The 5,552-nt window shown below is 34.5% G+C and carries 7 protein-coding genes; all 7 read left to right on the forward strand.

All coding sequences use genetic code 11. The annotated features are described in order from the left end of the window. Nucleotides 1-73: 73 nt before the first annotated feature. Nucleotides 74-421: a ribosome silencing factor gene (gene rsfS / locus X928_RS08765; protein ID WP_103079391.1), complete on the forward strand. Its 348-nt coding sequence runs from the start codon at nt 74-76 to the stop codon at nt 419-421. A 111-nt stretch (nt 422-532) separates the two neighbouring features. Continuing rightward, nucleotides 533-1,390 (forward strand): 30S ribosomal protein S2, encoded by an 858-nt coding sequence (rpsB, locus tag X928_RS08770; RefSeq protein WP_103079392.1) that lies wholly within the window; start codon nt 533-535, stop codon nt 1,388-1,390. Between the two features lie 62 nt (nt 1,391-1,452). Then, on the forward strand, nt 1,453-2,781 hold the full coding sequence (gene miaB / locus X928_RS08775; RefSeq protein WP_103079393.1) for a tRNA (N6-isopentenyl adenosine(37)-C2)-methylthiotransferase MiaB: 1,329 nt from the start codon (nt 1,453-1,455) through the stop codon (nt 2,779-2,781). A 26-nt stretch (nt 2,782-2,807) separates the two neighbouring features. After that, nucleotides 2,808-3,638, forward strand: a complete 831-nt coding sequence (locus tag X928_RS08780; RefSeq protein WP_169926368.1) for an alpha/beta hydrolase — start codon at nt 2,808-2,810, stop codon at nt 3,636-3,638. Nucleotides 3,639-3,654: 16 nt separating this feature from the next. Continuing rightward, nucleotides 3,655-4,188, forward strand: coding sequence for a folate family ECF transporter S component (locus tag X928_RS08785; protein ID WP_103079395.1), 534 nt, complete (start codon nt 3,655-3,657; stop codon nt 4,186-4,188). A gap of 4 nt (nt 4,189-4,192) precedes the next feature. Continuing rightward, nucleotides 4,193-5,041 carry a 50S ribosomal protein L11 methyltransferase gene (locus X928_RS08790; RefSeq protein WP_103079396.1) on the forward strand — a complete coding sequence of 283 codons (849 nt, stop codon included), beginning with the start codon at nt 4,193-4,195 and terminating at the stop codon, nt 5,039-5,041. After that, nucleotides 5,008-5,552 (forward strand): DUF501 domain-containing protein (locus tag X928_RS08795; protein ID WP_103079397.1); only part of this gene is annotated, 545 nt, incomplete at its 3' end. The genes X928_RS08790 and X928_RS08795, both read left to right, overlap by 34 nt.

A 5,552-nucleotide genomic window follows, 5' to 3' on the forward strand; every position in this document is an offset into this window, starting at 1 on the left:
GCGGGGCGAAGGGGCGCTAATAAATTTAGAAATGTTAAAAAAGTAAAAAAATTCCAGTGGAGGTGGTAAATTTTTGTTAAAAACTGATGTTTTGAATTCCGTTAAAGAAATAGTAGAATTGCTAGAAGAGAAAGATGGAGAAAATATTGTAGTACTTGACATGGAAGATTCTGAGTTGATGGTTGATTACTTTGTCATTGTTACAGGAAATTCAGAACCACATAGAGTGGCATTAAGAGACCAAGTAGTCAGGTATCTAAAAGACGAAGATATACCCATAACATTTTACGATAAAGGTCAAAGTACCGATTGGATGATAATCGATGCTGGTATCTTTATAGTTCATATATTCTCTGAAGAGAGTAGAGAATTCTACGATTTAGAAGGACTTTGGGGGGAACAAAATAGAACGGTAATGTAAAATAACACTCACATCTTTCGTTTTTCACCTCGGTGCCCGTAAAAGGGTCGGTGAAAAAAAGGAAGGTGGAGGTTAGAAAACCAAATCAAACATCTACGGAGGTGTATTTTTGTGTCAGTGGTAAGTATGAAACAGTTACTTGAAGCAGGAGCTCACTTTGGTCATAGAACGAGAAGATGGAATCCCAAGATGCAGCCTTATATCTTTACTGAAAGAAAAGGGATTCATATTATTGATTTACAAAAGACTTTAAGAAGTATTGATGATGCCTATGAATTTCTGAAAAATTCAGTCATGGAAAAGAAAAGAGTGTTGTTCGTTGGAACTAAGAAACAGGCGCAGCAAATCGTTGCCGATGAAGCACGCAGATGTGGAGAATTTTTTGTAAACAACAGATGGCTTGGCGGTTTATTAACTAACTTCAAGACAATAAAATCAAGAATTGATAAATTGGAGCAATTAACGGAATACGTTGAAAGTGAAGAGTTTTCAAAACTACCCAAAAAAGAACAAGCCACCATACGCAGAAATTTGGAGAAATTAGAAAAAAACTTGGGTGGTTTACGTGGAATGAAAAAAATTCCGGATATAATATTCATTATTGACCCCAAAAAAGAAGAGATCGCTGTTAAAGAAGCAAATTTACTTAAATTACCTATAATAGCAACGGTGGATACTAATTGCGATCCTGATCTTATCGATTACGTTATTCCCGCAAATGATGACGCTATTAGAACCATAATGCTTATTGCCTCAAAAATGGCCGATGCGATTATTGAAGGAAAAGAAGGCAGAATAGAAACCCTCGAAGAAGGTAGCGAAGCGGGAGAGGAAAAAGACGAAGAAGTGGATGAAGTAGACGAAAAACTAGCAGCCGAGGAGAAATACGCTAGTTACGCCGAAGAAGTAGAGGAGGAGGAAGAAGAACTCGTTTCCTCAGAAGAAGAAGACGAAGACGGAAAATTTTAATTTTTGGTTGTACATAATACACCGGGGGATTGCTCCCGGTTTTTTTGTAAGAGGTGATAATTTTGAAATTTTACATAAGGACATTTGGTTGCCAAATGAATATAAACGAAAGTGAAATAATGGCAGGTCTTTTGAAAGAAGAAGGTTTCGAATGGACTGAAAATCCAAAAGAAGCCGATATAATATTGATAAACAGTTGTGCTGTTAGAGAAAAAGCAGAAAATAAGATGTATGGAGCCATAGGTGGTTATGGTAAACTAAAAGATGAAAACAAGAATTTAATATTGGGTGTAGGTGGTTGCTCGGCAGAAAAAGAAAGGGAGCATTTACTTGAAAGGTTTAAAAAGGTGGATTTTGTCTTTGGTACTAGAAATGTGATAGACATAGCAAATTTGATAAAACGGGCGTTAAATGGAGAAAGGTTCGCTGATTTTAGCGATAAATTAAATGATGTCAGTTACGATATTCCAAAGATGACTTCAAGTAAACACCATGCTTGGATTACTATCATATACGGATGCAATAAATATTGCACATACTGTATAGTCCCATACACCAGAGGTTTTGAAAAAAGTAGGCCTATGGAAGATATAATAAAAGAAGTTGAAAGTTATGCAAAAAAAGGCTACAAAGAAATAACCTTTTTAGGTCAAAATGTTGATTCCTACGGTAAGGACTTTGGGGACAAAAAATCTAAATTGGATTTGCTCATACAAAAGGCAGCAGAATTTGATTCTATAAAAAGAATTTGGTTTTTAACCTCTTATCCATCTGATATAACAGACTCTTTGATACAGACTGTAGCAAACGAGGAAAAAGCGGCAAATTATTTTCATCTTCCAGCTCAATCAGGAAGCAACAAAATTCTCAAAGCGATGAATAGAAAATATACAAAAGAAGAGTTCGTAGAACTTGTAAATAAGATAAAGAAAGAGGTAGCTAACGTTACAATATCCAGTGATTTTATAACTGGTTTCCCTTCAGAAACAGAAGAGGATTTTGAAGAAACAGTAGATTTGATTAAACAATGTAGATTTGAGAGAATAAATATCGCAGAATATTCCCCAAGAGAAGGAACCATAGCTTATAAGTATCAAAAAAATGATGTACCTAAACATATTAAAAATAAAAGATTGCAGTATCTTATGGAGTTACAAAAAAGAATAAACCTTGAAGAAAATGAAAAATATCTTGAACAAGAAGTTGTTATAATTCAAGAAGGAAAAGCAGGTAAAAATGGTACTTATATGGGAAGAACTATGAACAATAAGTTAATAATCTTCGAAAGTAATGAAGAGTTGAATGGGGAATTTTTGAAAGTAAAGATCAATAAGATTACACCGGGTCCATTGTATGGAGAGGTCGTAAACACAATCTGTACTAACGTCTAATGGATAGGAAAAAGGGGTGTTCACACTTGACATATGGAAAAGTCTATGAATCTTTATCGTTTTATAGCCGAGCACTTAAAAGCGATATGAAATACTCTATTTATCTCCCACCGAAATACGACATTGAAACCAGGAAATATCCTACTATTTATCTACTGCATGGGCATGGTGGAAACGAAACGAGCTGGCTAAGAAAAGGCCGAGTAGATCAAAGTTTGGATTTAATGATAAATAACAATGAAATTCCACCTTTTGTAGCTGTGATCCCTGATGCCAAGAACAGTTGGTATGTTAATTCTCCAACGGGGGTAAACTATGAAACCGCTTTGATTGAAGACCTTATTCAACATATGGAAACGCAGTATAAGGTTTATAACGAACGATCTTCAAGGTTCATAGCTGGTCTATCTATGGGAGGCTATGGTGCTTTAAGGTTAGCATTTAAGTATCCCGAGTTATTTTTGTCTGTTGCGAGCTTAAGCGGGGGAATAACCAGAGAAGTTCCCCCAGAAAAAGAAGTCGATTTAGAGGGGAATGAAATTAATGTCAGAGAAGATTACTATCATGATGCGTTTGGTTGGCCCTTTGATCCTGAGTTATGGGAAAAAGAGAATGTTTTTAACTATATAGAAAACGTAAAACAAAGCGGGTTAGAACTTCCAGTTTATCTTTCTTGTGGAAGTGAAGATTATTTTTACCTATATTTAGGTGCTTCTGAACTACACCATGAATTAAGAATGAATGGCATATCTTCAACTCTTTTTATAAAATCTGGTGACCATAATTGGTTTCTTTGGAGTGAGGAAATAAAAGAAGTATTAAGGTTCTTTGCGAAAAATATGCTAGTTATCCATTGAGGTAAGGAGTGAATTTATGGGCCAAAAAAATGCCACATATAGGTTAGTAATGAATTCTTTGTTTATAGTTCTATCTATACTTTTGTCGAGGTTATTAGCGATTAGAATTCCCCTAGGTAATGTTGAAGTTATTAGATTTGGCTTTGGAACCATTCCTATGTTTCTTTCTGCCTTTATTTTTGGACCTCTGGATGGTTTTATCGTTGGGGGTTTATCAGATTTGATTGGTTATTGGATAAATCCAATGGGGGCGTTTCTTCCCCAATTTACGTTAACCTCAGCTTTACACGGTTTGATTCCTGGTATAATTTTTAGGTACTTTTTTAAAAGAAGAATCAATTATTGGACACTAGCCATTTCTTGTGGTTTAGGTGAGGCGGTAGGAATAACCTTAACGCCATTCTTTCTTCATCAAGCCTTTGGTATTTCATACGCAGTTCTTATGCCACCACGCTTGGGCGGCTATGTAGTTTCATTCTTTTTGAATGCCTTTATAATGCTGTTATTACTCACGAGAATTCCTCAAATTAAAAAAATGTTGGAGAAATGATATTATGGATAAATATTATGAGTTTATTTATGAATTGGAACCTAACGAGGAAGAAAAGATAACAGATCAGTTTATAAAATTTGGATTTAATTTCTTTTATATTGAGGAAGATGTAGAAAGTTCAAAAACATTTCTGAGGTTGTATGTCAAGAAGGAAGAGCAAATCAAAGATATTTTAGATTTGCTTTCTATGTATGGTTTAAAACTGCTTTCGAAAGAAATCACCGAAGAATCAAAATGGTTAGAAGAATGGAAAAAAACAATAAATGCTTTTGAACTTATAGATGGTGTCTGGGTAAATCCTTTCTCCGATAAAAAAATAGAAAAGCCCGGGATAGTATTGAATATAATACCGGGAAGTGCCTTTGGTACCGGTTTACATTCAACCACTAAACTGGCAGCTCAACTTTTGAGAAAGGTTGGTTGTACAGGCAAAGATGTCATTGACGTTGGAACAGGTAGCGGAATATTATCGATTTTGGTTAAAAATTTTGGAGCTAATCGCGTTTTGGCTTTAGATAACGATAGTTTGGCTATAGAAAAAGCTAAGGAAACAGCTATTTTAAACGATGTTAATATTGAAATAAGAGAATCCGATTTGTTAAACACAGTGGAAGAGCATGAAAGTTTTGATATATTAGTTTCTAATATTGTGGCTGAAGTACTGATACAGCTAATGAAAGATCCTAAATTTGATAAAGTACTTAAAGAAAAGGCATTTATCATCTTTTCTGGTATAATTGAAAGTAAAGAAAGATCTATTATTGAGCAAGCAAAAGAAGTGAATTTAGTGTTGAAAGATAGAACGGAGGACGGTTCTTGGATAGCTCTGCTGTTTCAAAAGAAGACTTAATAATAATTGAAAAACAATTGGAACGTGTAGTAAGTAATGTATTAAATATAGAAAAAAGGTGCATATACGGCTATCCTCAAGTTATAAAAAGTTTTCCTTTAAAAGACGGAAAACCTTTCCCTACTCTTTATTGGTTAACATGTCCTTATTTAGTGGAAGAAGTTTCAAAATTGGAAGCACAGCAAAAAATAACTGAAATAGAAAAAATTATACAAAATAATCCAGAATTAAAGCGAAAAATGATCCGCGTTCACAAAGAAGAAATTGAAAAGAGAATGAAGTTATTAGAAGAAAAAATCAATTCCCTACCTGAAAATATGATCAAGAAATTAAAAGAAACGGGAATAGGTGGGATTGAGGATTTTTCTAGAATAAAGTGTTTACATTTACACTATGCATCTTATTTGGTTGGGGAGAACAATCCAGCGGGGGAAATAGTGGATCGTTATATTAGTAGGAAATATTGTGATGACAAAAGATGCAAAAAATGGGTGGGGAGCGGGGCGAAGGG

Origin of the sequence: Petrotoga miotherma DSM 10691 (assembly GCF_002895605.1) — a bacterium.
Taxonomy (GTDB): domain Bacteria; phylum Thermotogota; class Thermotogae; order Petrotogales; family Petrotogaceae; genus Petrotoga; species Petrotoga miotherma.